This is a genomic window from Mycobacterium sp. E740 (genome assembly GCF_001672895.1).
In the GTDB taxonomy this organism is placed as follows: Bacteria; Actinomycetota; Actinomycetes; order Mycobacteriales; family Mycobacteriaceae; genus Mycobacterium.
On the sequence record NZ_LZKP01000215.1, the window covers coordinates 32807 to 59070 of the forward strand.

Below are 26264 nucleotides of genomic sequence, written 5' to 3' on the forward strand. Positions count from 1 at the left end.
CGTCGTCACGTCCGGCGCGCGACCGCGACGGTCGGGCCGAGCCGGCGGGTGCGGAACTCGACGGTGATGTTGGGGTCGGCGTGGTGGGCCAGCGCCCGCAGCGCGGACGGGCTGTAGGCGCGCAGCGAGCTGATCACCCCGTCGTGGAGCAACGGCATCATCCGGCTGAACGGCAGCGCCGCCGCCAGCACGACCGCATGCACGGGTGCGGGCGGTCGGCGCAGGTCGACGATCATCAGCTTCTTAGCCGCGCGTGTTCCCTCGGCGAACACGCGGGCGGCTTGTTCGGGGGGCAGGTGATGCAACGACAGCGCGAACACGGCGAGGTCGTAATACCCGTCGGCAGCGTCGATTTCGGTGGCGTCTAGCCGGCGCACGGAGGCGCGCGGGTGACTGCCGAGGTCGCTTGCTGCGACGGTTCCGACGAACGTCGGATCGACGTCGGTGACGGTGACCTCGGCGGTGGGGTGGCTCTCCAGCAGCCGTTCGGACAACCCGCCGAGGCCGGCTCCCAGTTCGAGGATCTTCGGGGACGGCACTTCGGCCACCTCGTCGAGCACGACTCGGGCGATCTTGCCGTAGACGCCCAGCCGCCGTCGCCGCCCGCTGCGGTCGAGGGCCTCCACGACTTTTCGTTTCAGCTCGTCGACGTCGTCGCGGTCGAGGTACTCGAGCCGATCGGTCTGCAGGCGCCGGTCCAGCCAGGAGGAGTTGGGGCCGCCGCGCGGCATGCCGGCGATGTCGAGTGTCGCGTCGGTCATCGTGCTCCCAGTGCCTGCTCGAGTCGGCCGACGTACGTGCGCAGCGCCTGTGCCCCGAGCAGGTCGAGGTGCGTGCAGTCGACGGCGTGCGTGGTGATGTCACCGGTCACGTAGGGCCGCCAAGTCCGGGCCGGGGACGCCACCTTGTCGTCGTCGCGGCGGGCCGAGAACACGGTGATGTCGCCATCGAACACCTCGGGGGTGTGGGTCTGCAGGTACCGCTGGTTCTCACCGACTCGCTGAATCATGAACTGCAGCAACTGTTCCGACAGCATGGCGAGGCCGGCCGCATCGAGTTGCCGCCGGATCAGCGGCGCCGCGTCTGCTGGAGTCAGGGGCGCCGGACGGTTCGGGACATCGATGCCGTTGAGCCGCAGGATCTCCCCCAGGATCGCGCTCTCGTCGGACGCCTGCTCTTGCGCCATGACCTTGTCGGCGCTGAAGGCGTCGTCGAGCAGGATCACGCTTTCCACGACGCAGCCGCGGCGCTGCAGTTCGACGGCCAGCGCGTGGGCCACGACACCGCCGAGGGACCAGCCGAGCAGCTTGTACCGACCCTCGGGCCGGATGGCCTGCAGCCTGTCGGCGTACCGTGCGGCCATGTCGTCGATCGAGTTGGGTTCGGTTTCGCCGACCAGGGCGGTCTGGTTGATACCGATGATCGGGCAGTCCAGGTGGTCGCCAAGGATCCGGTAGGCCCAGCTGAGGCCGAAGCCGTCGTGGATGCAGCACAGTGGCACGCCGTCGCCCTCTTTGAGGATCTCGACGGGGACCACCTCGACGGCGCTGTCGGGGGTGTCCAGCTGCTGGCTCAGGGCCGCGACTGACGGTGAGTTGAACATGGTTCGCACCGCGAGTCGGCTGCCCAGTTCGGAATTTATCGCTGCGACAACGCGGATGGCTCCGAGCGAGTCTCCGCCGAGGTCGAAGAACGAGTCGTCGACGCCGACCCGCTCGACGCCGAGAATCTGCGCGTAGGCACCGGCGATCACCAGCTCGGTGGCGGTCTCGGGCGCCCGGTACACCTGGCGCTGCTGGTAGTCGGGCGCCGGCAGCGCGCGGACGTCGAGCTTGCCGTTGACGGTCAGCGGCAACTCGTCGAGCACCATGAACGCGGCCGGCACCATGTAGCCGGGCAGCCGCTCGGCCAGCGCGGCCCGCAACCCCTCGGAATCGCCCGTGGCGCCGTGCTTTTCGACGACATATCCGGTGAGTCGCAGATCGCCGGGACGGTCCTCGCGCGCGATCACCGCGGCTTGCTCGACGCCGTCGAGATCGGCCAGCGCGGCCTTGATCTCGCCGAGTTCGATTCGGTAACCGCGGATCTTGACTTGTTCGTCGGCGCGCCCGAGATAGCGCAGTTGGCCGTCGGCCCCCCAGCGGACCAGATCACCGGTGCGGTACATCCGTTGGCCCGGTGCGCCTTCGAACGGACAGGCCACAAACCGCGAGGCGGTCAACCCGGCCCGGTTCACATAGCCGCACGCCAGCCCGGCACCGGCCACGTAAAGCTCACCGACCACGCCCGGCAGCACCGGCCGCAGCGATTCGTCGAGCACGAAGAACGCCGCCCCCGAAATCGGCGCACCGATCGGCACCTCACCGGCTCCTGCCGTCAGCGGCGCGCTGAACGACGTGTACCACGTCTCGGTCGGGCCGTAGCCGTTGACCATCAGGTGATCCGGCGCCCAGCGGTCGACTAGGTTTGCCGGGCAGGCCTCGCCCGCCACCACCAGCGCCACCGTGTCGAGACCTTCGGGCGAGAGCAGGCCTGCGGCCGACGGCGTCTGGTTCAGAACGCTGACGTGTTCGTCGACCAGCAGCGCGTGGAAGTCGGGCGGCGAGGACGCGACCTCCTCGGGCACCACCACCAGCCGACCGCCCCGCAGCAGTGCACCGAAGATCTCCCAGACCGACACGTCGAAGGCCAACGAGTGCCACTGCGTCCACACTCCGCCGGGCGGCAGGCCGTCATCAGCGGCCCGCACCAGCTGTGTCACCGTGCGGTGAGTCACGCCCACGCCCTTGGGGATTCCGGTGGTGCCGGAGGTGTAGATGATGTAGGCCAGATCGTCCGCAGTCGGTGTCGGTACCGGCGCGGTGGGCTCGACGCCGGCGTCGGCGACATCGACGACCACCAGGTCGCGGCCGGTGAGCCGATCGGCGAGCCCCCGCCGGGTGACGGCAGCGACCGGCGCGGCGTCGGAGAGCATGAACTCGATCCGCGCGTCGGGGTGTGCGGGGTCGATCGGCAGGTAGGCCGCCCCGGTCTTGAGCACCGCCAGGATCGCCACGACCGCTTCCGCGGAGCGCTCCAGCAGCAGCGCCACCGACTCGCCGGGGCGCGCACCTTCGCCGATCAGCCTGCGGGCCAGGCGGTTCGACGCGTCGTCCAGCTCTCGGTACGTCATCGAACGTCCGTCGCAGGTGAGCGCGTCCTCGTCGGGGGTACGGGCGACCTGGGCGCTGAACACGGCCGGGATCGACACCTGGCTCTCGTCGGCGCGCGTCAACACCGCGCGGTTGCCCAGCGAGTCGAGCAGGGTCTGATCACCGGAGTCGAGCATCGTGATCGAGGAGATCCGCTGCCCCGCGTCGGCCGTGATGGCCGTCAGGACCCGCTGCAGCCGGTGGATCAGGGTCTCGATCGTCGATGCGTCGAACACGTCGGTGCGGAACTCCACCTCGCCGCGGATACCGCCGGGCTCGCCGGTGTCGGTCCAGCTCTCGGTCAGGTGGAACACCAAATCCATTCGGGCCGTGCGGATGTCGACCGGCTGCTGGGTTACCTGCAGGTCGCCCAGGGTGAGTCCGGCGGCGGGGTCCTCCCCGAGGACGTTCTGCCAGGCGAGCATCACCTGCACCAGCGGGTGGTGGGTGAGGCTGCGGGTCGGGTTGAGCCGATCGACCAGCACCTCGAACGGCACATCCTGGTTGTCGTAGGCGGCCAGGCTGCGCTGACGCACTTGCGCGAGGAGTTCGGCGATGGTCGGGTCACCGTCGAGGTTCACCCGCAGCACCAGCGTGTTGACGAAGAACCCGATCAGGTTGTCCAAAGCTGGGTCGGCGCGTCCGGCGATCGGGAAACCAACGGCGACATCGTCGTTGGCGCTGATCCTGGCCAGCAGCACAGCGAGCGCCGATTGAAGCACCATGAAGCTGCTCGCGTTGTGCTCGCGCGCCACCTCACGGACCCGGTGCTGCAGTTCGGCGGGCCAGTTCACGGCGACGCTGGCGCCGCGCTGGTCGGCCACCGCTGGATACGGCCGGTCGGTGGGGAGCTGCACCCGTTCCGGCATGCCCGCCAGCGCCCGCTCCCAGTAGCCGAGCTGCCCCGCGATCGGGCTGTCGGCGACGTCGAGATCGCCGAATTCGGCCCGCTGCCAGAGTGTGTAGTCGGCGTACTGGACCGGAAGGCGGGCCCACCCCGGCCCATGCCCGGCGCACCGGCTGGTGTACGCCACACCGAGGTCGCGCACCAGCGGGCGCACCGACGCGGCGTCGGCGGCGATGTGGTGTACCGCGGCCGCGAGCAGATGCTCGTCGTCGGCGACTCGGAACAGTGTTGCCCTGAGCGGGATTTCACCGGCCAGGTCGAAGGCGTGGCCCACCGTCTGCTGGACGGCTGCTTCCAGCATGGCCTCGGACCATTCCGCGGCGTCGATCACGTCCCAGCCGAAGTCGGCGCGGTCGGGCGGTGTCACCAGCTGGTGGGGCACGCCATCGGACGCCACGAACAGTGTGCGCAGGGATTCGTGGCGAGCGACCACGTCGGACAGCGCGAGGCCCAGCGCATCGGTGTCGAGCCGCCCGGTCAGGCGCAGCACCACTGCCATGTTGTAAACCGGTGAGCGGCCTTGCAATTGGTCGAGGAACCACAGCCGACGCTGGGCGAACGACAAGGGGATGACCGCGGGGCGATCGATGGGAACCAATGGCGCGCGTCGTGCCGCCGCCTCGCTCACTCGAGTCGCCAGCTGGGCGACTGTGGGCGCGTCGAACAACGCGAGCACCGAAAGCCCGGAACCCAATGCGGTGTTGATCGCCGCGACCACCCGCATCGCCGACAGCGAATCGCCGCCCAGGTCGAAGAACGAGTCGTCGACGCCGACGCGCCCGGCGTTCAGCACTTCGGCGAAGGTGTCGGCCAGGATCTCCTCGACGGCGTTGCGCGGCGCGCGGTAGCGCTGCCCGCCGGCGTATTCGGGTGCGGGCAGGGCGCGGGCGTCGAGCTTTCCGTTGACCGTCAGCGGGAGCGCGTCGAGCACGACCACCGCCGCCGGAACCATGTAAGCCGGCAGCTTTTCGGCGAGCTGAGGACGGATGCCGGCCGGGTCCGCAGTACCGGTGACGTAGGCGACGAGGCGCTTGTCACCAGCGCGGTCCTCGCGAGCGATCACGGCCGCCTGCTCGACGCCGTCCAACTGCGCCAGCGCCGTGCGTACTTCGCCGAGCTCGATACGGTAGCCGCGGATCTTCACCTGCTCGTCGACGCGGCCGAGATAGCGCAGCTGCCCGTCGGCGCCCCACCGCACCAGGTCGCCGGTGCGATACATGCGCGACCCGGCTCCGCCGAACGGGCAGGCGACGAACCGCGTTGCAGTCAGGCCGGACCGCCTCCAGTACCCGTCACCGACGCCGCGTCCGGCCACATACAGTTCGCCGACCACGCCGGCGGCCACTGGCCGCAGCCATCCGTCGAGCACGAACAGCGCCGCGCCTGCCACGGGCGCGCCGATGGGAACCGGGCCTGGCCCTGGCGTCAGCGGCGCGCTGACCGTCGCGTACACGGTCGTTTCGGTGGGCCCGTAGGCGTTGATCACCACCCTGTCCGGTGCCCAGGTTTCGACCAGTTCGGCCGGGCACGCCTCACCGGCGACCACCAGCGCGGTCGACTCCAGTCCGTCGGGTGTGAGAGTGGCGGCCGCCGAGGGGGTTTGGCTCAAAACGCTGACGTCTTCGGCGACCAGCAGCGCGTGCAGGTCCTCGGACGACGCCGCGACGGCTTCGGGCACGACGACCAGCCGGCCGCCGCGCAACAACGCGCCCCAGATCTCCCACACCGACACGTCGAAGGCCAGCGAGTGCCACTGCGTCCACACCGGTGTCTGTCCCAGGCCGACACCGAGTGAGTCCAGGTGCTGGGTGACGTTACGGTGTGTGATGGCAACGCCTTTGGGAATGCCGGTGGTTCCCGAGGTGTAGATGATGTACGCCAGGTCGTCGGCCGCGGGCGGCGGCGAGGCCTCGCACGGCTCGGTGTCGACCGCCGGCTCGTGCACGTCGATGACGGGCAGTCCGCAGCCGCCCAGCCGGCCGGCGAGTTCAGCGGTGGTGATCGCGGCGATCGGCGCGGCGTCTTCGGTCATGAACCCCATGCGGTTTTGCGGCAGGGCCGGGTCTATCGGCAGGTAGGCCGCACCGGTCTTGAGTGCCGCCAGGATCGCGACGATCGCCTCGGCCGACCGGTTCATCAGAATCGCCACGCAGCGCCCCGGACCGGCGCCGTAGCGAATCAGCCGGTGCGCCAGCCGGTTAGAGGCCTCGTCGAGTTCCCGGTAGGTCCACGAACTCGTTCCGCTGGTCAGCGCCACGGCGGCGGGTGTGCGCGCGACCTGGGCCGCCCACAGCACCGGGATCGAAACCGGCGTCGCGGGCTGGTGCAGCACCGCGCGATTGCCGAACCGGTCAAGCAGGTCGTGTTCGGCGGTGTCGAGGACATCCATCGACGACAACCGGCGGCTCGGGTCGGCGGCCATCGCTTCGAGCAGCCGTTGCATCCGCTCGATGAGCGCGTCGACCTCGGCCGTGTCGAACAGGGCGCTGTCGAACTCGATGCGCAGCCGCAGCTCCCCTGCCGAGCGCGCCTGCAGCATCAGCGGATAATGCGTGGATTCGCGGCCGACGATGTCGGTGATCGCCAGTTCGCTTGCGTTCGACAGCGCGCTGGTGTCGACCGGATAGTTCTCGTAGACGAAGATGGTGTCGAACAGCTGGTCCCGGCCCGCGGCTTTGTGAATCTCGTTGAGTGCCAGATGATGATGGTCGAGGGTGTGCACGTGGTCGCGTTGCAGCCGGCCGAGCAGGTCGGCCACGGTGGTCGCCGCAGTGACGTCAGCGCGCACCGGCACCGTGTTGATCAGCAGGCCGACCATCGTTTCCGCGCCGGCCACGTCGGTCGGCCGCCCCGACACCGCGGCGCCGAACACGACGTCGTGCTGCCCGGTCAGCGACATCAGCACCTGCGCCCAGGCGGCCTGCAACACGATGTTGACGGTCGTGCGCTGCGAACGGGCCAAGTCGTTGAGGCCATGGGTGATTCGCGGCGGCAGTGACACCGATGCGGTGCCGCGCGGCCCCTGCTCGAGGCGGCCGGGCGAGCCGACCAGCGTGGGGCTGTCGAATCCGGCCAGCACCTGTTGCCATGCGGCGCGGGCCGCCTCGACATCCTGTTCTGCCAGCCAGGTGACGAAGCTCCGGTACGGCGTCGCCGCGGGGAGCCGCTGCCGGTAGTAGCCGGCGAAAATCTCCTGCATCAGGATCGGCAACGACCACCCGTCGAGCACGATGTGGTGGTTGGTCAGCACGAACCGGTGCCGGTCCGGCGCGGTGCGGATCAGCGCGGCCCGGAAGGCCGGCGGTCGGCTGAGGTCACAGACTGCGGCGCGTTCTTCAACGCACAGCCTTTCGATGTGTTCGTCGGGGTTTCGGCCGTTGTTGGTGAGGTCGACGTACCGCCAGGCGGGGGCGGGGTCGGCGGGGATGACCTGCACCGGTTCGTCGAACTGCGAGCAGAATCGTGCGGCGAGGTTCGGGTGGCGCGCGGCCACGGTGTGCATGGCATCGCGGAGCCGCTCGGCGTCGAGTGGGCCGGCGATCGCGATGTCGAGTTGCATCGCGTAGACGTCGTCGGCGCTTGTCGCGGTGTCGGCGTGGAAGAGCAGTCCTTGCTGCAGCGGGGTCAGCGGCAGGATGTCGCCGATGCGCTCGTGTGTTTGGAGTTCGTCGAGTTGTAGCTGGGTGAGCCGGGCGGGGACGACGTCGGAGGGGGTCAACCCGCCGCCGCCGGCCGCGACGTGGGCGCAGATGCCCGTCAATGCCTGGAAGAACAGGCTGCTGAACCGGACCACTTCAGCGCGGTCGAGCGCCGACCGTGCGAATGTCCAATTCGCTTGCAAGGCGGGTCCTTCGGCGGTGTCCACGGCGGCGGCGTTGAGTTCAAGGGTGTGGCCCATCGGCATGGGCACGGCGGTGGCGGCTTCGGCGAGCGCCAGGCCTTCTTCGCTGACGCTCCACATGTCGTCGGAGAGCTGCGCGGCGCCGGCGCTGAGGCGGCCGAGGTAGTTGAACCCGAGCGACGGGTCGGAGCCGGGCAGGTCGACGTCGGAGTTGAGGTAGCGGAGCAACCCGAAGGTCAGCGGATCGGGGTGAGCGCGCAGCTGTTCTTTGAGTTCCTTGACGGTCCGGCCCAGTTTCTCGTCACCGGCGATCACGTTGTGCCAGTCGAGCTTTCCGGCGCTCAGCGCGACCGGGTGCTTGGCGGTGAACCAGCCCACCGTGCGGGAGAGGTCGACATCGGGGGCCAGGTCTTCGTGCCGGCCGTGGCCTTCGACGTCGATTCCGACCGCCGTGGAGGCGCCGACGAATTCGGCGCAGGCGATCGCGTAGGCGATCAACAGGATGTCGGAGATACCGGCGTGGAACGCGGTGGGCACCTCGCCCAGGAGCGCGCGCGTGCTGCGCGTGTCCAGTGACACCGACAACTGCCCGGCGCTGGCGTAGGTGTCGACGCCGGGTTCGGGTGCGGGAAGCGTGGGGACGGTTGCCGCGATCTGCCGCCATGCGTCGGCGTGGGCCAGGGCCGCCGAACTCCGGGCGTGTTCGGCCAACCGCGCGGCCCACTGCCGGAACGAGGTGCCGGTCGGCGGTAGCTCGATCGGTTGGCCGTTGTGGTGTTGCGCCCAGGCGATGTTGAGGTCCTCGACCAGGATCGGCCACGACACGGCGTCGACGGCGAGGTGGTGGACGATCAGCGCCAGCTGACCGGTGGGCGGCACCCACAGCGCCGCGAAGACGTGGCCGGTTGCTGGATCGAGTTGTGCGCGAGCGCTTCTCAGCGCGTCTTCGCTGAAGCCCTCGGCCGTGTGCAGGCAGGCCTGGGCGCTGACCGAACCGGGCTCGGGCACGGTCAGCTGGTCCTCGCCGACGCACAGCCGCAGCATGGCGTGTCGGTCCAGAAGTGCCTGCAGCAGCGTGACGACGTCCGTGTCGGTGACGCCGGCGGGTGCCTGCAGCACCATCGTCTGGTTGAACTGGTCTACGGGGCCGTCGACTTCGCGCAGCCAGGCCATGATCGGAGTGCGCTGCACGGACCCGGTGCCGTCGTCCACCGGTGCCTGACCGTCGGCGGTGTCGGCCACCCGGGCCAGCCGCGCCACGGTCTGCTCGACGAAGATGTCGCGCGGGCGGCACCGCAGCCCCGCGGCGCGGGCGCGGGCCACCACTTGCATCGACAGAATGCTGTCGCCGCCCAGGTCGAAGAACGAGTCGTCGACGCCGACGGGATCCAAGCCGAGCACCTGGGCGTAGATGCCGGCCAGGATCTCCTCGACCGCATCGGCGGGCGCGCGGTAGGCCAGCGTGTTCTGGTACTCGGGCGCGGGCAGGGCGCGGGCGTCGAGTTTGCCGTTGACGGTCAGGGGGATTGCGTCCACCGCGACCACCGCGGCCGGCACCATGTAGGCTGGCAGCCGCTCGGCCAGCGCAGTGCGTGTCGCGGCGGGGGTGGCCGTGCCGGTGGTGTATCCGACCAGACGCTTGTCGCCGGGCCGGTCCTCGCGGACGACGACCGCTGCCTGCTCGACACCGTCGAGTTCGGCGAGCGCGCTTTGGATCTCACCCAGTTCGATGCGGTAGCCGCGGATCTTGACCTGCTCGTCGGCGCGGCCGAGATACTGCAACTGGCCGTCCGCGCGCCAGCACACGAGGTCTCCGGTGCGATACATCCGCTGCGCCGGCGCTCCCCCGTCGGCGAACGGGCACGCCACGAACCGCGACGCGGTCAGCGCGGTGCGGCCGAGGTAACCCATCCCGACGCCGCGGCCGGCCACGTACAACTCGCCGACCACGCCGGCCGGCACCGGCCGCAGCCACTCGTCGAGCACGAACAAGGACGCCGTCGGCACCGGCGCGCCGATCGGTGCGGCCCCTGACCCCGCGGTCAGCGGAGCGCTCATCGACACGTACACCGTGGCCTCGGTAGGCCCGTAGGCGTTGATCAGCACCCGCTTTGGCGACCACCTGTCCACCACTTCGGCGGAGCACGCCTCACCGCCGAGCAGCACCGCCACCGTGTCGAGCCGCTGCGCGTTCAATGCGCCCACCGCAGAAGGCGTTTGGGTCAGCACGTTGACCCCTTCGCGCGTGATCAGCTCGTGGAAGTCTTCCGGAGAACCGGCGACCGCTTCGGGCACCATCACCAGTCGCCCGCCGCCGAGCAGCGCGGCCCAGATCTCCCACACCGAGAAGTCGAAGCCGTACGAATGGCATTGCGTCCACACCTGATCCGCGGGCAGCGCGGCGGGCGTGGAATCGGCGAGGTGGGCCAGGTTCCGGTGGGTGATCGCCACGCCCTTCGGGGTGCCGGTCGTGCCCGAGGTGTAGATGAGGTAGGCGACACCGTCGGCCGCCGGTGCCGGCAGCGGTGTGCACGGGTAACCCGCGACAACGGGGTCGTCGATGTCGAGCACCTCGATGCCGGTTCCGTCCACCAGACCGGCCAGCGCGGTGGTCGTCAGCACAGCGACCGGGTGGGCGTCTGCCAGCATGAAATCCCGTCGCGCGCCGGGCAGCGCCGGATCGATCGGCAGGTACGCGGCCCCGGCCTTGAGTACCGCCAGCATCGCGACGACCGCTTCGCAGCAACGTTCGAACAACAGCGCGACATGCGAGCCGGGGGTCACGCCGCGGGTGATGAGCAAGCGCGCCAGGCGATTCGACGCGTCGTCGAGTTCGCGGTAGGTCAAGCCACGGCCGGCACCGCTGACCGCGACGGAGTCCGAGTGGCGAGATACCTTCTCGGCGAACAACTCCGGAACGGACGCCGCTGCCGGTGCGGGCGTCGTCAGGATTCGACGGTTGCCCGCTTCGGCCAGGCGGTGGTGTTCTTCGGGCTCCAGCAGGTCCAGCGCTGAGATCGCCCGCTCGGGATCGGCGGTCATCGACGTCAACACCCGCGCGAACCGGTCGACGAGCGTTTGGATGGTGGCGGCGTCGAAGATGTCGGTGCGGAACTCGACCGCGCCCCGGATGCCGGCTGGCTGGCCGGAATCGGTGAACTGCTCCGCCAGTGAGAACGTCAGATCCATGCGGGCGGTGTGGGTCTCGACCGGCAGCTGGGCGACCTCCAGATCGCCCAGCGTCAGGCCGCCCGCTCGGGCGCCGTCGAGCCCGGGCAGGTTCTGCCACGCCAGCATCACCTGGACCAGCGGGTGGTGCGCCAGCGATCGGACCGGGTTGAGCCTTTCCACCAGCAGCTCGAACGGCACTTCCTGATGGTCGAACGCCGCCAGCGTGCGTCGCCGTACTTGGTCGAGCAGCTCGGCGAAGCTGGGATTGCCCGACAGGTCCACCCGCAGCACCAGTGTGTTGACGAAGAAGCCGATCAGCTCGTCGAGCGCGGGGTCGCTGCGTCCCGCGATCGGGAACCCCACCGCCACATCGGAACTCGCGCTCAGCCGCGACAGCAGCACCGCCAGGCCGGCCTGCATCACCATGAAGGTGGTCACGTCGTGCTCCGCGGCCGTCTCGCGCACCCGCTGCTGCAATTCGGCGGGCCAATCCACCGTCAGGCTCGCACCGCGTTGATCGGCGAGCGCCGGATAAGGCCGGTCGGTGGGCAACTGCAGCCGCTCGGGCAGGCCCGCCAGCACCTCTTCCCAGTGCGACAGTTGCGCGGCGATCGGGCTGTCGCCGTCGTCGAGGTCGCCGAATCGCGCGCGCTGCCACATCGTGTAGTCGACGTACTGCACGGGCAGCGGCGCCCACTGCGGCGGCTCTCCGTGTCGGCGCGCCTCGTAGGCGGCACCGAGATCGCGTACCAGCGGCGCCAGTGACCAGCCGTCGGCCGCGATGTGATGGACGACGCCCACCAACACGTGGTCGTCTTCAGCCACGCGAAAGACTGTGGCCCGCAGCGGTATCTCGGCCGCGAGGTCGAATGTCCGGGCCGCTACGCCGCCGATGGCCGCGTGCAGCCGGTCCTGCGGCCATCCGGTGGTGTCGACGACCTGCCAGCCCGCCTCGGCGTCCTCGGCGGGAACGACCAACTGCTGCGCGGTGCCGTCGGGCGCCACGAAGAGTGTGCGCAGGCTTTCGTGCCGGACGACCACATCGCCCAGCGCCGCGTGCAACGCCTCGTCGTCGAGGCGTCCGCGCAACCGCAATCCGACGACCATGTGGTAAACCGCTGAGGGACCGTGCAACTGGTCGACCACCCAGAGTCGGCTCTGCGCGAACGACAACGGGATCGCGGCGGGCCGCTCACCGGCCACCAACGGTTCGCGACCACCGGCATGGCGGCTCAGGCGCGGCACCAACTGGGCGACCGTCGGCGCGTCGAACAGTGCGCGCATCGGGAGGTCGGCCTCCATGGCGGCGTTGATCGCGGCGACGACCCGCATGGCCGACACCGAGTCGCCGCCGAGGTCGAAGAATGAGTCGTCGACACCGACCCGCTCGAGGCCCAGCACGTGGGCGTAGATGCCGGCCAAGATCTCCTCGAGATGGCCGGCCGGGGCGCGATAACGATCGACGTCGACATACTCCGGCGACGGCAACGCGCGCGTGTCGAGCTTGCCGTTGACCGTCACCGGCAACGCCTCGAGCACCACCACCGCAGCCGGCACCATGTACGGCGGCAACCGCTCCCCCAACGCCGCACGCGCCGCCGCCGCGTCCACCGAACCGGTCACATAACCGACCAGCCGCTTGTCACCGGGCTGGTCCTCGCGTGCGACGACCACCGACTGCTCAACGCCGTCGAGCTCGGCCAGCGCCGCCTGCACCTCACCCAGCTCGATGCGGTAGCCGCGAATCTTGACCTGCTCATCGGCGCGGCCGAAATAGCGCAGCTGCCCGTCGGCACCCCAACACACCAGATCGCCGGTGCGATACATCCGCCGGCCCGGCGCCCCGAACGGGCACGCCACGAACCGCGACGCGGTCAACCCCGCCCGCCGCCAATAGCCCACGCCCACGCCACGACCGGCAAGGTACAACTCGCCGACGACGCCGACAGGTGCCGGGCGCAGGAAGCCGTCCAGGATGAAGAAGGCCGCGCCCGTCACCGGCGATCCGATCGGCGGCGCACCGGAGCCGGGGGTGAGCGGTGCGCTCTTGGACAGCCACATGGTGGTCTCGGTCGGTCCGTAGACGTTGAGCATCACCCGTCCGGGCGCCCAGCGATCCACCAGTTCGGGTGGGCAGGCCTCGGCTCCAATCACCAACGCCGTCGCGCCGAGGCCATCGGGCGTCAATCCCCGTACCGCAGAGGGCGTTTGGGTCAGGACGCTGACGTGTTCCCGCATCAGCAGCGCGTGGAATTCTTCCGGTGCGCGCGCCACGCTCTCCGGCACGATCACCAGCCGCCCGCCGTGCAGCAGCGCGCCCCAGATCTCCCACACCGAGAAGTCGAAGGCGTAGGAGTGGAATTGCGTCCACACCTGTCCGGGCGTCAGCTCGAGGCCGGTGTCGAGGCGGTCGAACAGTTGCACGACGTTGTACTGCGTGACCGCAACGCCTTTGGGCATGCCCGTCGTGCCGGAGGTGTAGATGATGTGGGCGATGTCGTCCGGCGCGGGGGCGACCAGCGGTGTGCTCGGCTGCGCCTCGATGCCCGGGTCGGCGACGTCGATGACCGGTACGTCGGACTCGGCGAAGCGGTCCGCGAGAGCGCAGGTGGTGACCGCGGCGACCGGCTCGGCGTCCCCGACCATGAATGCGATCCGGGCGGGCGGGTGCGCCGGGTCGATCGGCAGATACGCCGCACCCGACTTGAGCACGGCGAGGATCGCCACGATGGCTTCGGGGCAGCGCGAGAACAGCAGTGCCACAGACTGTCCCGGGCCGGCACCGCGACCGGTGAGCAGGTGCGCCAGTCGGTTGGCCGCCTCGTCGAGCTCGCGATAGGTCCATGATGACTCACCGCATGTCAGGGCGACCGCATCGGGCGTGCGGGCGACCTGTGCGGCGAAGACCACCGGAACAGACGTGGGCGTCGCGGGCTGGATCAGCACCGCTCGGTTGCCGATGTGATCCAGGCGTGCGTGTTCGTCGGCATCGAGCAGGTCGATCGACATCAGCCGCCGCGCCGGGTCGGCGGTCATCGCTTCCAGCAGGCATTGCAGACGCTGGATCAGCGTGTGAACGCCGGCCGCATCGAAGACGCCGGTGTCGTATTCGAAGCGAAGTGCGAGTTCGCGGCCCGGCATGGCCTGCAAGGTCAGCGGGTAGTCGTTGCGTTCGCGGGTGCTGAACCCGGCGATGGCCAGTCCGTCGACATCGAGAAGCGCCGAGGTGTCGACGGGATAGTTCTCGTAGACGAAAAGCGTGTCGAACATCTGGTCCAGGCCGGTGATCCGATGGATCTCGGCGAGCGCGAGATGCTGATGGTCGAGCGTGTGGGCGTGGTTCTCCCGAAGTTGTTCCAGCACATCTGATGTGGTGGTGGCCGGCCCGAAGCTCGCCCGGACCGGCACGGTGTTGATCAGCAGGCCGACCATCGACTCGGCATCGGCGAGGTCGGCTGGGCGGCCGGACACCGCGGTGCCGAACGCCACGTCCTGCTGACCGGTCAGCCACATCAGCAGCTGCGCCCAGGCGGCCTGGAGCACGGTATTGACGGTGGTGTGCTCGGCGCGCGCCAACTCGGTGACTGCTCGGGTGATGTCTTCCGACAGGCGGTGTGATTCGACACCGCGCCGACCGAGCGTCCGCGGCGGGGCGACCAGTGTGGGCGTGTCGAACCCTGCGAGGACCTCGCCCCAAGCGGCCCGGGCGGATTCGAGGTCACGCTCGAGAATCCAGGTGACGTAGCGCCGATACGATCCGGCGGCCGGCAGCCGCTGACCGAAGTAGCTCGCGAACAACTCCTGCGCCAGGATGGGCAGCGACCACCCGTCGATCACGATGTGGTGGAACGTCAGCACACAACGGTGTCGATCCTGCGCGGTGCGCAGCAACGCCGCGCGGAACGCCGGCGGGTCGGCGAGGTCGCAGACCGCAGTGCGTTCGTCGTCGCAGACCCGCACGATCCGCTCGTCGGCGTCGGAGCCCTCGATGGCGAGATACCGCCAGGCAGGTCGGGCATCAGCGGGGATGATCTGCACCGGCGGGTCGTACTCCTCGCAGAACCGGGCGACGAGATGCGGGTGGCGGGCGGCCACGGCATGCACGGCCGCCTCGAGTCGATGAGGGTCCAGCGGACCGGTGATGGTGATGTCGAGCTGCATCGCATACAGGTCGTCGCTGCTGGCCTGGGCGGTGTTGGCGTGGAAGAGAAGTCCCCGCTGCATCGGGGTCAGCGGCAGGATGTCCGCCGGCTGGAACTGCTGCTGCAGCCGGTCGATCTGGGGTTGGCTCAAGCGTGCGGGGACGATGTCGGACGGGGTCAGCCCGCCGCCGCCCTGTCGCACGTAGGAGCAGATGCCGCCCAGCGCGTCGAAGAACAGCTCGCTCAGCCGGGTGATGTCGGCCTGCTCGAGAACCGACGGTGCCCACGCCCACCTGGCCTGCAGTTGCGGTCCGGTGTCGGTGTCGACGGTGGCGGCGTTGAGTTCGACGGTGTGCGCCAACGGCATCGGGACCGCAGCCGCGGCTTCGTTGAGCGCCAGGTCGTCTCGGCTGACTTGCCACAGTTCGTCGGTACCCTCGGCCGTAGCGGCGCCGAGGCGGCCCAGATAGTTGAACCCGATCGACGGGTCGGCCGTCGGCAGATCGACGTCGTCGTTGAGGTAACGCAGCAGTCCGTAGGTCATGCCGTCCGGCAGCGGACGCAGTTGTTCCTTGGCGTCTTTCACCACAGCGCCCAGCGAGACATCACCGCTCAGCGCCGCGGTCCAGTTCAGCTCCGGGATAACCAGGGCAACAGGGTATTTGACGGTGAACCAGCCGACGGTGCGCGACAGGTCGGCATCGGGGGCGAGGTCGTCCTGCCGGCCGTGGCCTTCGACGTCGATGCCGACGGGATCACCGCCGGTGTCGAGGAACTTCGACCACGCGATCGCGTAGGCGATCAGCAGTACGTCTTGTATCCCGGCGTGGAACGCGCCGGGCACCTCGCCGAGCAGAAGGCGGGTGGTCTCGGTGTCGAGCGACACCGAGAGGTGTTCGGCACTGGCGTAGGTGTCAGTCTCGGGCCGAGGCGCGGGCAACGCCAGCGGGACATCCGCCACGCGCCGCCAGGTTTCCGCCAGGGCCAGCACCGACGCGTCGTGGGCGTGTTCTGACAGCAGCGCGGCCCAGCGCTGGAACGACGTACCGACCACCGGCAGGTCAACCGGTTGCCCGTTGTGGTGTTGCGCCCAAGCGATGTTGAGGTCTTCGAGAAGGATGCGCCACGACACCGCGTCGACGGCCATGTGGTGGATGATCACCGCAAGCTGACCGGTGACCGGCACCCACAGCGCGCTGAGCATCACTCCGGTGGCCGGGTTCAGCTGCGAGCGAGCCGCTTTCACCGCCTCGTCGGACAGTCGGTCGACTGTGTGTACGCAAGCGTCGGCGTCCACCGAACCCGGCTCAGGAACGTGCAGTGACCAACCGGCGGACTCGTGCTCGGTGGCACGCAGCCGCAACATGGCATGGCGGTCCAGCAGCGCCTGCACGATGGTGACGACGTCGGAGCGGGTCACCCCGGCGGGGGCCTGCAGGATGAGCGCCTGGTTGAATTCAGCTGTCGGGCCCGGTATTTCGTGCAGCCACCGCATGATCGGAGTGGCCACCACGTCGCCGAGGCCTTCATCGATGGGACCGATGTCCGCAGTCAACACTCGCGCGGCGCGCGCGAGCCGGGCCACGGTCTGCTCGACGAAGACGTCGCGAGGCCGGCACGTCACACCTGCTGCCCGCGCCCGCGCCACCACCTGCATCGACAAGATGCTGTCGCCGCCGAGGTCGAAGAACGAGTCGTCGACGCCGACGCGCTCGAGCCCGAGCACCTGGGCGTAGATGCCGGTCAAAATCTCCTCGACCGCGTCGGCAGGCGCACGGTAGCGGTCGGTGTCCTGGTATTCCGGCGCGGGAAGGGCGCGGACGTCGAGCTTGTTGTTCGACGTCAACGGCAGCGCGTCCAGGCGCAGCACCGCGGCCGGCACCATATAGGCGGGCAGCCGCCCGGCCAGCGCGCTGCGCGCCTCAGCGGGATCTGCTGTCCCGGTGAGGTATCCGACCAGCCGCTTGTCGCCGGCCCGGTCCTCGCGCGCGACGACGACGGCTTGGTCCACGCCGTCCAGTTCGGCCAGCGCGGTCTGGATCTCGCCGAGTTCGATGCGGTAGCCGCGGATCTTGACCTGTTCGTCGGCGCGTCCGAGGTACTGCAGCTGGCCGTCCGCACGCCAGCGGACCAGGTCCCCAGTGCGGTACATCCGCTGGCTCGGTGCGCCGGCGCCGACGAACGGGCACGCCACGAAGCGCGAGGCGCTCAGCGCGGGCCGACCGAGGTAGCCACACGCCACGCCGGCCCCGGCCACGTACAGCTCACCCACCATCCCGGGCGGCACCTGCCGCAACCGATCGTCAAGGACGAACAGCGCAGCGCCCGGCACCGGGGTGCCGATGGGAACTCCCGACCCGGGTGTCAACGGCGCACTGATCGCCACACACATCGTCGTCTCGGTCGGCCCGTATGCATTGATCATCAGGCGCCCGGGAGCCCACTGCTCGACCACCTCGGCCGGGCAGGCCTCACCGACCACCACCAACGCCGCCGACTCCAGTCCCTCGCGGGGCAACACCGCTACCGCAGAGGGGGTTTGCGTGAGTACGTCAACCTTCTCGGCGGCCAGTACGGCGTGGAACTCGTCGGGTGAGGTGGTCACGTCCTCGGGTATGACGACCACTCGGCCGCCGCGCAGCAATGCGCCGAAGATCTCCCAGACCGAGACGTCAAAGGCCAGGGTATGGCATTGCGGCCACACGCCCGGCCGCGGCAGTCCGGCGTCCAGAGACGACAGCAGTTGGACGACGTTGCGGTGAGTCGCCGCAACACCTTTGGGTACTCCGGTGGTGCCCGATGTGTAGATCACGTACGCGACGTCGTCGGCGGCGGGCGCCCGAAGCGCGGCACGCGGTTGAGCCTCGATACCGGAACCGTCGATGTCGACGATGGTCAGGTCAGAGCCGCTCAACCGGTCGCGCAGCGCCGCGGCGGTGACGGCGGCGATCGGCTTGGTGTCGGCGACCATGAACGCGATGCGCGCCGGCGGCAGCGCCGGGTCGATCGGAAGATACGCGGCCCCGGTCTTGAGCACCGCGAGGATCGCCGTGATCGCCTCGGCTGACCGGTTCGCCAGCACCGCAACACATCGTCCCGGCCGCGCACCGTGCTCGATCAGCTTGTGTGCCATCCGGTTCGACGCATCGTCCAGATGCCGGTAGGTCAACGTGGTGTGGCGGCAGGTGACCGCGGCTGCATCGGGGGTCCGCGCCACATGTTCGGCGAACACTGCCGGAATCGAGACCGGCACCGGCAGCGGCGCCGACAGCGCGGCCCGGTTGCCCAGCGCATCGAGCCGCACGTGCTCGTCGGCGTCGAGCATGTCCACCGACGACACCCACCGTGCCGGGTCGGTTGTCATCGCGGTCAACACCCGCTGCAGCCGTGCGACCAAAGTCTCGATGGTCGACGCGTCGAACACGTCGGTACGGAATTCGACTGTGCCGCCGATGCCGTCGCGCTCACCGGCTTCGGTCCACCGTTCGGACAGGGAGAACACCAGATCCATCCGGGCGGTGCGGGTGTCCACCGGCAGCCTCGTCGCCTGCAGATCACCCAACGTCAGTCCGGCCGCAGTGTCGTTGGCGCCTAATGAGGTCTGCCAGGCCAGCGCGACCTGCACCAGCGGGTGATGGGTGAGGCTCCGGGCGGGGTTGAGGCGCTCGACCAGCACCTCGAACGGCACGTCCTGATGCTCGTATGCGGCCAGGCTGCTCCGTCGCACCTGCTCCAGTAACTCGGCGACGGTCGGGTCACCACCGACATCCACCCGCAGCACGAGGAGGTTGACGAAGAAGCCGACGAGGTCGTCGAGCGCGGGATCGCGGCGGCCGGCGATCGGGAACCCGACGGCGACATCATCACTGGCGCTCAACCGTGCCAGCAGCGCCGCCAGGGCGGCCTGGACGACCATGAAGCTGGTCGCGTCGTGCTGGGCGGCGACCTCGCTCACCTGCTGCTGCAACTCAGCCGGCCATTCGACGGTCACCGTGGCGCCGCGCTGCTCGGCCACTGGCGGGTAGGGCCGATCGGTGGGCAGCTGCAGCCATTCGGGCATCCCGGCCAGCGTGTCGTGCCAGTGAGCGAGCTGCGCCCCGATGGGGCTGTCGCTGTCGTCGAGGTCACCGAACTGCTCGCGTTGCCACAGCGTGTAGTCCGCGTACTGCACGGGCAACGCCGGCCAGCTCGGAGCCTGTCCCGCGCAGCGACTGGTGTAGGCCGCGTCCAGATCGCGCACCAGCGGGGCGATCGACCAGCCATCGGCGGCGATGTGGTGCACCACGCCGGCCAGCACGTGCCGGTCGTCGGCGGTGCGGAACAGCGTCGCCCGCAACGGTATCTGGCTGGACAGGTCGAAGGCGCGCCGGACTGCCTCCTCGACGGCTTCGGTCAGCCGCTCTCGCGGCCAGCCGCCGGCATCGACGACCTGCCAACCGAATTCGGCCCGGTCGGCGTGGACGACGACTTGCTGGGGGATGCCCTCGGGAGCCGGGAAGAGCGTGCGCAGGCTTTCATGGCGGCCGACGACGTCATGCAACGCGGCGCGCAACGCGTCGGCATCGAGGAGCCCGTGCAACTCGAGCGCCACGGTCATGTTGAAAACAGCTGAGGGGCCCTGCAATTGGTCCAGGAACCACAGCCTGCTCTGGGCGAACGACAGCGGGATCGCTGGAGGGCGCTCGACGGGGATGAGCGGTGCACGCCGACCGGTCTCGCCGCTGAGCAGCGGTGCCAGCCGCGCGACCGTGGGCGCGTCGAAGAGTGTCCGCACGGAGAGGTCACCGTCGAGGCTGGCGTTGATGTCGGCGACCAACCGCATCGCCAGGATGCTGTCGCCGCCGTGGTCGAAGAACGAATCGTCTATGCCGACGCGGTCGAGTCCGAGCGCTCGGGCGAACAGGCTGGCGAGCACCACCTCGATCGGTGTCCTCGGCGCACGGTAGTGATCGGCGCCCTGATATTCCGGTGCCGGCAGGGCACGGGTGTCGAGCTTGCCGTTGGGCGTCAACGGCAACGCGTCGATCGCCACCACGGCGGACGGCACCATGTAGGACGGCAGCCGTTCGACGAGCGCGGCGCGGGCTTCAGCGGGATCGACTGTCCCAGGGATGGTTTCGATGATGTATCCGACGAGGCGCTTGTCACCGGGGCGGTCCTCGCGGGCGATCACCGCCGCCTGCTCGACACCGTCCAGCGCGGCCAGCGCCGTGCGCACTTCGCCGAGTTCGATGCGGTAGCCGCGGATCTTGACCTGCTCGTCGGCACGACCGAGGTACTGCAGTTGCCCGTCGGTCCCCCAGCGCACCAGATCACCGGTGCGATACATGCGTTGTCCGGGCCCGCCGGCCGGGCATGCGACGAACCGCGTGCCGGTCAGTCCCGGCCGGTGCCAGTAGCCGACACCCACACCACGGCCGGCCACGTACAACTCGCCCACCATGCCCGGAGGCACCGGGCGCAGCCACCCGTCGAGCACGAACAGCGCCGCGCCGGGTACCGGTGCACCGATCGGCACCGGGTCTGATTCCGCCGTCAGCGGAGCGCTGATCGTCGCGTACACGGTGATCTCGGTCGGGCCGTAACCGTTGATCATCACCCGTCCCGGCGCCCAGCGGTTCACCACCTCCGGCGGGCACGCCTCGCCGGCGGCCATCAGCGACACCGCGGCCAAGCCCTCGGTCGAAAGTGCCTGCAGCGCAGACGGAGTCTGGCTGAGCACCGTCACACCTTCGGTGCGCAGCAGGGCGTGGAAGTCCTGCGGGGAGCGCGTGACGGACTTGGGCACCACGACGAGCCGGCCACCGAACAGCAGCGCCCCCCAGATCTCCCACACCGAGAAGTCGAACGCCAGCGACGCGCACTGTGTCCACACCTGATGCGGGCCCAACTCGAGGCCGACGTCGAGGGAGTCGAACAACCGGGTCACGTTGTCATGAGTGACCGCAACACCTTTGGGAACGCCTGTCGTCCCCGATGTGTAGATGATGTGGGCGACGTCGTCGGGAGCCGGACTCCGAAGCGCTCCGCTCGGCTGGGCATGTGTCGCTTCGTCGTCGAGGTCCAGGACTGGGGCGCCGATGCCGTGCATCCGCTCTGCCAGGTCGGCGGTGGTGAGCGCGACGACCGGTGCGGCATCGGCGACGATGAACTCGATGCGGGATCTGGGCGCTGCCGGATCGATCGGCAGATAGGCCGCCCCGGTCTTGAGCACGGCGAGGATCGCGACGACTGCCTGCGCCGACCGTTCGGCCACCAGCACCACACATCTGCCCGGGCCCGCGCCGTGCCGAATCAACAGGTGCGCCAGACGGTTCGATGCCTCGTCGAGCTCGCCGTAGGACATCGAGTCGCCGTGGCACGTCAGCGCGGCCGCCTGGGGATCACGCGCCACCTGTGCTGCGAAGAGCGCCGGAATCGACACCGGCGCGGCGGCCTGGGTCAACGCGTGATGATGACCGCACTGGAGCAGGTCGGCACGCTCGGATTCGTCGACGAGATCGATCGTCGACAACCGGCGCGTCGGGTCGACGGTCATCGACTGCAGGAGATGCCGCAGCCGGCCGCCGATCTTGTCGACCTCGGACACGTCGAACACGTCGGTGTCGAACTCGATGCGCACGCCCAGTTCCTTGCCCGGTTGCGCGACGACCGCGAGCGGGTAATGGGTGGACTCGCGACCGTTCACCTCGGTGATGGTCAGGCCGTTGCTGAGCAGCGCTCGGGTGTCGACCGGGTAGTTCTCGTACACGAAGACCGTGTCGAACAGGTGATCCTGACCTGTGACACGGTGAATCTCGCTCAGCGCCAGGTGCTGGTGTTCGAGAGTGTGGTTGTAGTTGCGCTGCAGCTGGTCGAGCAAGTCCGCGACGGTCGTCGCGGCTGTCATCGCGGCGCGCACCGGCACGGTGTTGATCAGCAACCCGACCATCGATTCGGCGCCGACCACGTCGGCCGAGCGCCCGGACACCGCCGTGCCGAACGCGACGTCGGGGTGGCCGGTCAGCGACATCAGCATCTGCGCCCAGGCCGCCTGCAGCACGGTGTTGACGGTCGTATGGCACGAGCGCGCCAGTTCGCCGAGTGCTCTGGTCTCCCGCTCGCCGACCTGGAACGCGATCGTCCCGCGCGGGCCCAGCTCACGCCGGTTCGGCGGCCCGACCAGTGTGGGCGTGTCAAATCCGGCCAGCACCTCCCGCCACGCGGCATGTGCTGCGGCAGTGTCCCGTTCGGCAAGCCACCTGACGTACCGGCGGTAGGAGCCGGCTGCGGGCAGCCGATGCCCGTAGTAGCTGGCGAAGATCTCCTGGGCGACGATCGGCAGCGACCAGCCGTCGAGCACGATGTGATGGTTGGTGAGCACCATCCGGTGCCGGTCCGGTGCGGTGCGGATCACCGCCACCCGGAAGGCCGGTGGGCGGCTGAGATCGCAGACCGCAGCACGTTCATCGGCGCACAGCTGCGAGACCGTGTCGACGACATCGACATTCACCGGTCCATATACGGAGCGGGGCAGTCTGCCGGCCGCTGCGGCAGAGCCGGAGTCGGCGTACAGATCGAGCAGGGTCCACGGGATCACAGGGTCTGCCGGAATGATCTGAATGGGATCGCCGTAACGGCCGTCGAATCGGGCGGCGAGGTTGGGGTGGCGCGCGGCCACGGTGGAGATCGCGCGTCGGAGCCGGTCGGGTTCGAGGGGGCCGGCGATCGTGATGTCGAGCTGCATCGCGTAGAGCGCGTCGTCGGCGCTGACGGTGGTGTTGGCGTGGAACAGCAGCCCTTCCTGCAGCGGCGTCAAGGGCAGGATGTCGGCGACGCGGTGAAGCTGTTCCAGCTCGTCGATCTGGTGTTGGTCGAGGACGACTGGCGTGATGTCGGAAGGGGCGAGACCACCGCCGCCGGCTTCGACGTGCTTGCAGATGCCGGTCAGCGCCTCGCACCAGAGTCGATTGAGTTGGGCGACCTGTATATCTTCGAGCACCGAGCGAGCCCAGGTCCAATTGGCTTGCAGCCGCGGGCCATCGGCGCTGTCGACGGTCGCGGCATTCAGTTCGACGCTGTGCGCCAGCGGCATGTGCACCGCCGCAACGGCGTTGGCCAATGTCAACCCGTCGTCGCACACCCGCCACATGTCCTCCGACATCTGCCGGCGACCGGCGTCGAGGCGCCCCAGATAGTTGAAGCCGATGGCCGGATCGGCGCCGGGCAATTCGACACCGGTGTTGAGGTAACGCAGCAGCCCGTAGGTCATGCCGTCGGGCAGGGCGCGCAGTTGTTCCTTGGCGCTCTTGACCACAGCTCCGAGCGCCGTGTCACCGGCCACGACCTGTTCCCAGCGCGGCGTGTCGAGGGCCAGTGCCACGGGGTGCTTGGTGGTGAACCAGCCCACGGTGCGAGACAGGTTCGTGTCGGCAGCGAGCTCTTCGTCGCGGCCATGGCCTTCCACGTCGATGACGACGGAATCACTTGTCGCGAGCAGCTTCTGGCATGCCAACGCGAATGCGATCAACAGAATGTCCTGCACACCCGCATGGCACGCGGAGGGCACCACGCCAAGGAGCATGCGGGTGGTTTCGGCGTCCAGCGACGTCGACAGCCGTCCTGCGTCGGCGTAGGTGTCCGCGTCCGGCTCCGGTCGAGACAACCCCGCGGGTGCGGCCACCACCGCGCGCCAGGTGTCGGCGTGCGCGACGACTGCCGGGCTGTGAGCGTGCTTGTCGAGAAGCGCTGCCCAACGTTGGAACGAGGTTCCTTCCGTCGGGAGTGCTACTGGCTGACCGTTGTGAACCTGCGCCCAGGCGATGTTGAGGTCTTCCAGCAGTATTCGCCACGACACGGCATCGACCGCCAGGTGATGGACGATCAACGCCAACTCGCCGGTGCTCGGGGCCCACAGACCGCTGAGCATTCTCCCTGCGGCGGGGTCGAGTTCCGAACGTGCGGTGAGCAAGGCATCCGCCGACAGCGCGTCGACGGTGTGCAGGCAGGAAGCCGCGTCGACGGATCCCGGACCAGGCACATGCAGTGCCCATCCCGCCGGGCTCCGTTCGGCGCGCAACCGCAACATGGCGTGGCCGTCGAGCAGTGCCTGCAGCATGGTGACGACATCGCCGGCGTGGGTGCCCCCCGCCGGAGCCCGCACCACCACGGTCTGGTTGAACTCGCCGACCGGGCCGTCGATTTCGCGCAACCAGCACATGATCGGCGTCGGCGTGATCGCGCCGACACCCTCATCGACGGGGCCGGCGTCCTCACCGGTGATCCCGGCGACCCGGGCGAGCCGGGCGACGGTCTGCTCGACGAAGATGTCGCGAGGCCGGCACCGCAGTCCCGCGGCGCGGGCACGAGCAACCACCTGCATCGACAAGATGCTGTCACCGCCGAGATCGAAGAACGACTCGTCGACGCTGACCCGGGCCAAACCCAGCACCTGTGCGTAGATGCCGGCCAGGACCTCCTCGACCGCGTCTGCCGGGGCGGTGTACTGCTGCGAGTTGTGGTAGTCCGGCACCGGCAACGCGCGGGTGTCGAGCTTACCGTTGACCGTCAGCGGCAGCGCATCGAGAAGAACCACCGCGGCCGGGACCATGTACGCGGGAAGGCTGTCGGCGAGCGCACATCGCACAGCGGCGGGATCGACTGTGCCATTCTGTGTTTCGGTCACATAGCCGACCAGACGTTTGACACCTGCCTGGTCTTGGTGGGCGATCACGGCGGCCTGCTCGACGCCATCGAGGGCCGCGAGGATGGTCTGGATCTCGCCGAGTTCGATGCGATAGCCGCGGATTTTGACCTGTTCGTCGGCGCGCCCCAGGTACTGCAGTTGCCCGTCCGGGCGCCAGCACACCAGGTCGCCGGTGCGATACATCCGCGTGCCGGGTCCGCCGAACGGGCAGGCCGTGAACCGTCCCGCGGTGAGCCCGGACCGGCCGAGGTAACCCAAACCGACACCATGACCGGCGACGTACAGTTCACCGACCACCCCGGCCGGTACCGGGCGCAGCCACTCGTCGAGCACGAACAGGGCGGCCGTCGAGACCGGGGCTCCGATCGGAGCCGGGCCGGTGCCCGCCTGCAGCGGTGCGCTCATCGACGCGTAAACCGTTGTCTCAGTGGGGCCGTAGGCGTTGATGACCACCCGGCCGGGCGCCCACTGCTCGACGACGTCGGCGGGGCACGCTTCACCGCCGAGCAGCACTGCGACCGACTCCAGCCCCTGCGGATCGAGCGCCGCCACCGCCGACGGCGTCTGGGTCAGCACATTGACCCGTTCACGAACCAGCAGGGCGTGGAAGTCCTCCGGCGAGCCGGTCACCTCTTCGGGCACCACCACCAGCCGCCCGCCGCCGAGCAGCGCAGCCCAGATCTCCCACACCGAGAAGTCGAAACCGTAGGAGTGGCATTGCGTCCACACCTGTGCCGCAGGGAGATCCGGTGGCGTCGAAGCCGCGAGGTGGGCCAGGTTGCGATGCGTGATGGCCACCGCTTTGGGGGTTCCGGTGGTGCCCGAGGTGTACACGACATAGGCGATGTCGTCGGGTGTCGCGACGGAGACACCCGAATGCGGTTGGGCGGCGACCGCCGGGTCGTCGACGTCGAGCACCGTCAGGTCATAGCCGTTGAGGCGGTGGCGCAGCCCGGCGGAGGTCAGTGCGACGACGGGCGCCGCGTCGGTGAGCATGAACTCGACACGTGCGTCCGGGTGCGCCGGGTCGACCGACAGGTAGGCGGCACCGGTCTTGAGCACGGCCAGCATCGCGACGATCGCTTCGGCGGAGCGCTCCAACAGCAGTGCCACACTCTTGCCGGGCCGCGCGCCATGACCGGTCAGCAAGTGCGCCAACCGATCAGACGCCTCATCGAGTTCACGGTAGGACCACGAGCCACGGCCGCAGCTGATCGCGACGTGGCGCGGCGCGCGCGCGACGTGGCGGGCGAACAACTCCGGTATCGACGCCGATGGTGGCTCCGGGGTGGCAAGCACCGCCCGGTTGCCCATTTCGTCCAACTCG

2 protein-coding genes are annotated in these 26264 nt (G+C 69.3%); both read right to left on the reverse strand.

Annotation, left to right across the window (positions count from 1 at the left end; translation table 11 throughout):
- Positions 1–5: 5 nt before the first annotated feature.
- Entirely contained in the window at positions 6–761 is a 756-nt protein-coding gene (locus A5663_RS20910; protein WP_068153641.1) for a methyltransferase domain-containing protein, read from the reverse strand.
- Positions 758–26251, reverse strand: a complete 25494-nt coding sequence (locus A5663_RS20915; protein WP_369816679.1) for a non-ribosomal peptide synthase/polyketide synthase — start codon at positions 26249–26251, stop codon at positions 758–760. Before A5663_RS20915 ends, A5663_RS20910 begins: the two co-directional genes overlap by 4 nt.
- Positions 26252–26264 lie beyond the last annotated feature (13 nt).

Coding starts and splice junctions, on each gene's coding strand:
- A5663_RS20910 (WP_068153641.1), bottom strand. CDS start 761: ATGACCGACGCGACACTCGACATCGCCGGCATGCCGCGCGGCGGCCCC.
- A5663_RS20915 (WP_369816679.1), bottom strand. CDS start 26,251: ATGGGCAACCGGGCGGTGCTTGCCACCCCGGAGCCACCATCGGCGTCG.